Origin of the sequence: Micromonospora echinofusca (genome assembly GCF_017614955.1) — a bacterium.
GTDB classification, from domain to species: domain Bacteria; phylum Actinomycetota; class Actinomycetes; order Mycobacteriales; family Micromonosporaceae; genus Micromonospora; species Micromonospora echinofusca_A.
The window spans coordinates 1-4,282 of record NZ_WVUH01000483.1; the positions used below are offsets into that span (position 1 = coordinate 1).

Consider the following 4,282-nt stretch of genomic DNA (forward strand, 5'->3'; position numbering starts at 1 on the left):
GGGTACGGTCGGCAGCGGTGTGCGGGGTTCGACCGGCTGCGGTACGCCGGACGTGTCAGCGGTCGCCGGGAGCCCGACAGCCGGACGTGTCACCGGCAGCCGGGGACCTGGCAGCCGAGCGGTGAGGGGGCCTGTGGTGCGGATCGACCGGATCGTCTGGGCCCCGTTGCTCGGTGCCGCCCTGCTGGCCGCTCTGGTCGGCGGGGTCCACGTCGCCGGTGGGCGTACCGGTGTGCCGACGGCGCAGGAGGAGCCGGTACCGTCCGGAACCCCGACGGGGTGGACCACCGGGACGTCCGGCCCGACCGGGACCGGCACGCCGTCCACTGCCGCGCCGACCCCGCCCGCCCGGCCTGCTCCGCCCGGTCCCGATCCGACGGCCGGCTCGACCGGCACGCTGCGGATGCCCGGGGCGCCGCCGACCGCCGGGACCGGCACCTTCAGCTACGAGATGACCGCCGGGACGGTCCGGGGCCGGGCCGGTGCGCTGCGGCGGTACCGGGTGGCGGTGGAGAACGGATCGGGCGAGGACGTCGCCGCCTTCGCCAACGAGGTGGACGGCGCGCTCGGAAACCCGTCGGGCTGGACCGCCGACGGTCGGCTGCGACTGCAACGGGTACCGGCCGGCGCCGCCCACGACTTCACGGTCTTCCTCGCCACCGCCCGGACCGCCCGGGAGATGTGCGCGGCCGGTTGGGTGAACATCATGGTCGGCGGGGTGCCGTACACCTCCTGCCGGGCCCGGGGCAAGGTCATCGTCAACCTCGACCGGTGGCGGCTCTCGGTGCCGCACTTCGTTTCCGCGCAGGTGCCGCTGGCCACCTACCGCGCGTACGTGGTGAACCACGAGGTCGGGCACGAACTGGGGTACCGCCACGAGCGCTGTCCGGGGCGGGGTCGACCGGCGCCGGTGATGATGCAGCAGACCCTCTTCCTCCGGGGCTGCGTGGCCAATCCCTGGCCGTACCTCGCCGGTCGGCGGCACGCCGGCCCGCCGCTCTAGGCCCGGCCCCGGCTGTCCCTGCCCGGGTACCGTCCGGTGGATTCGGGACGGAAAGCGAGAAACATCCGGGAACGGTCGGCCAGGCTGGGCAGTCATGAGGACCCCTACCGGCCGGGCGTACCGCCGTACCCGAATCGTCCCGGTCACCGGGGCGGTCCTGTTCGCCGTCGCGGCCCTGCTGGCCGGCCTGGCCCTCGTGTCGTCGCAGACCGGCCCGACCCCGACCGGCGGTGGCGACCCGAGCCCCGAACCCGGCGTCGCCGGGCCGCCCGCCCGGTCGGCGGCACCGGCATCCCGGGTACCCCGATCAGCGGCTCCGCGACCCGCTCCGGCGCAGACCACGCTGCCGGAGCCCGGTGTACCGGCCTACCCGGTGACCGGCCCGGGCACCTTCCAGCCGGCGGCCGGCTCCGGACCGGTCCACGGCACAGCGGGTGACCTGCACCGGTACCGGGTCGAGGTCGAGGACCGGTCCGGGGTGACAGCCGCCGAGTTCGCCGCCGCCGTCGACGGTAGCCTCGGCGACCCGCGTAGCTGGACCGCGTCGGGTCGGCTGCGGATGCAGCGGGTACCGGCCGACCAGCCCGCCGACTTCACCGTGCTGCTCGCCACCCCGGCCACCTCGGAACGCATCTGCGCCGAAGGTGGCCTGGTCACCGAGCGGTACACCTCCTGCCGGCTGCCCGGCCGGGTGGTCGTCAACCTGGCCCGCTGGATGGAGGCGGTACCCGACTACGGGGCACCGCTGGACACCTACCGGGCCTACGTGGTCAACCACGAGGTCGGCCACGAACTCGGCGAGGGGCACGAGGACTGCCCCGGTCCGGGCCGGCCGGCCCCGGTGATGCAGCAGCAGACGTACGGTCTGCGCGGGTGCGTGGCGAACGCCTGGCCCTACCTCGACGGCGTCCGGTACGCCGGCCCGGTCGTGCCCTGACGTCCGGCGGGCACCCCTGCCCCCGCCCGGCTGCCCCTATTCCCACTCCCGGATGTCGGACGGCGTGTCCCTCCTCATGGCCGACCGACGCGACGGCGCGTAACAATGGCCCGGCACACGCCGCCGAACCCGGGGAGTCCACCGTGTCACTGCCCCCGCTCGTCGAACCCGCCGCCGAGCTCACCGTTGACGAGATCCGTCGCTACTCGCGTCACCTGATCATCCCCGATGTCGGGGTGGAGGGGCAGAAGCGGCTGAAGAACGCCCGGGTGCTCTGTGTCGGCGCGGGTGGCCTCGGCTCGCCGGCCCTGATGTACCTGGCCGCTGCCGGTGTCGGCACGCTCGGCATCATCGACTTCGACACCGTCGACGAGTCGAACCTCCAGCGCCAGATCATCCACGGCCAGTCCGACGTCGGCCGATCCAAGGCGGAGTCCGCCGCGGCCACCGTCCGCGAGATCAACCCGCTGGTCACCATCGAGATCCACAACACCGCGCTGGACCGGGAGAACGTCCGGGACATCTTCGCCCAGTACGACCTGATCGTCGACGGTACGGACAACTTCGCCACCCGGTACATGGTCAACGACGCGGCCGTGCTCCTCGGCAAGCCGTACGTCTGGGGATCGATCTACCGGTTCGACGGCCAGGCGTCGGTCTTCTGGGCCGAGCACGGCCCCTGCTACCGCTGCCTCTACCCGGAGCCCCCGCCGCCCGGGATGGTGCCCTCCTGCGCCGAGGGCGGTGTCCTCGGTGTGCTCTGCGCCTCCATCGGCTCGATCCAGGTCAACGAGGCGATCAAGCTGCTCGCCGGGATCGGTGAGCCGCTGGTCGGCCGGTTGATGGTCTACGACGCCCTGGAGATGAGCTACCGCAAGATCAAGGTCCGCAAGGACCCCGCCTGCGTGCTCTGCGGTGAGAACCCGACCGTCACCGACCTGCTGGAGGACTACGAGGACTTCTGCGGCGCGGTCTCCCCGGAGGCCGAGGCGGCGGTGGTGGACTCCACCATCACCGCCCTGGAGCTGAAGGAGTGGCAGGACGCCGGCAAGGACGTCTTCCTGGTCGACGTGCGGGAACCGGCCGAGTTCGAGATCGTCCGCATCCCGGGGGCCACCCTCATCCCGAAGGGCGACATCCTCTCCGGCGAGGCGCTGTCCAAGCTGCCCCAGGACCGGCAGATCGTGCTGCACTGCAAGTCCGGCGTACGCTCCGCCGAGGCGCTCGCCGCGCTCAAGGCGGCCGGTTTCCGTGAGGCCGTCCACGTACAGGGCGGCATCATCTCCTGGATCCGGCAGGTCGACCCGAGCCTCCCCGCCTACTGACCCGTGCAAGGAAGGGCCCCTTCTTATCGTTTCCGGTATAGGAGGGGCCCCTTTCTTAACAACCGGGCGCTCTGACGTGAGCCGGTCCGGGCCGCTGCGGCGCGGGCCCCTGACGCACCGCAGGTCGCCCTAGCGCACCGGCGGGCCGTACCGGAGTCGCCGAAGGGGCCCGAAAAACCCGGCCGTCAGCCGGATCAAACCTCGCCGAGGGGCTGGTCACGCCGCCTTTCCTGGTGAGGCGGAATCATGTTTGCGCCGGTAGCCTGGCCGCGTGGTCGATATTGACGCCGCTATCGGCTTCGTCGTGGCACACGGTGACCCGGTGGACCGTGCGCGGCTCTCCTGGCTGCGCACCGGTGCCCCGCCCCCGGCGGATGTGCTGGACACTGCCGAGACCGGTCAACTGCCGGACGGCGGCTGGCCGGCGCGTTGGGAGAACGGGGTGGCCTCCGTCGACGCCACCTGCTTCCGGCTCGCCGAACTCGACGACCTCGGCGCCCTGGGCCGGCCCGCCGCCCGTAAGGCACTGGACTGGCTGGCGGCCCGGCAACGCCGGGACGGTACCTGGGAGGAGGACGAGTCCCTCGCTCCCGACGCCCCGCCGTGGGCCCGCCCCGGCGATCTGGAGGCCCAGCTCTACCTCACCGCGAACGCCGGGTTCTGGCTGACCACGGCCGGGCTCGACGCGCGGGCCGCCGGGCCGCTCGACGACCGGGTGGGCGGGGTGTACGCCGGAGTCGTGTACGCGGCGGCGCAGGCGCTCGCCAACCATCTCCGCCCGGACGGGACCTGGCCGTCGTACCTCGCCACCGGTTGGCTGAGCGCCGCCGTGCTGTACCGGCAGACCATGTTCTACGAGTCGGCCCGGATCCAGACGGTGCTCAACGAGCGGCTGCCGGAGATGTCCCCGGGCGACGTGGCGTGGCTGGCGGCGACCCTGCGTCGGGTGGGCGTCGCCGGGGACGACTGGACGCTGGTCTCCGCCCGTCGCCGGCTGGCCGAGACCCAGCGCAGCGA

The 4,282-nt window shown here is 72.9% G+C and carries 3 protein-coding genes and 1 pseudogene; all 4 read left to right on the plus strand.

Features of this window, described 5'->3' with window-relative positions:
• The first annotated feature begins 136 nt into the window (after positions 1-136).
• Positions 137-1,003, plus strand: coding sequence for a DUF3152 domain-containing protein (locus GSF22_RS31360; protein ID WP_307804488.1), 867 nt, complete (start codon positions 137-139; stop codon positions 1,001-1,003).
• A gap of 94 nt (positions 1,004-1,097) precedes the next feature.
• The gene (locus GSF22_RS31365) at positions 1,098-1,940 is read left to right on the plus strand and encodes a DUF3152 domain-containing protein (protein ID WP_208817531.1); all 843 of its coding nucleotides are present in this window, start codon (positions 1,098-1,100) and stop codon (positions 1,938-1,940) included.
• Positions 1,941-2,083: 143 nt separating this feature from the next.
• Positions 2,084-3,265 carry an adenylyltransferase/sulfurtransferase MoeZ gene (gene moeZ / locus GSF22_RS31370; RefSeq protein ID WP_208817532.1) on the plus strand — a complete coding sequence of 394 codons (1,182 nt, stop codon included), beginning with the start codon at positions 2,084-2,086 and terminating at the stop codon, positions 3,263-3,265.
• 212 nt (positions 3,266-3,477) lie between these two features.
• A pseudogene (locus tag GSF22_RS31375) lies at positions 3,478-4,282 on the plus strand (squalene--hopene cyclase); the annotation flags it as partial.

Coding starts and splice junctions, on each gene's coding strand:
- GSF22_RS31365 (WP_208817531.1), top strand. CDS start 1,098: ATGAGGACCCCTACCGGCCGGGCGTACCGCCGTACCCGAATCGTCCCG.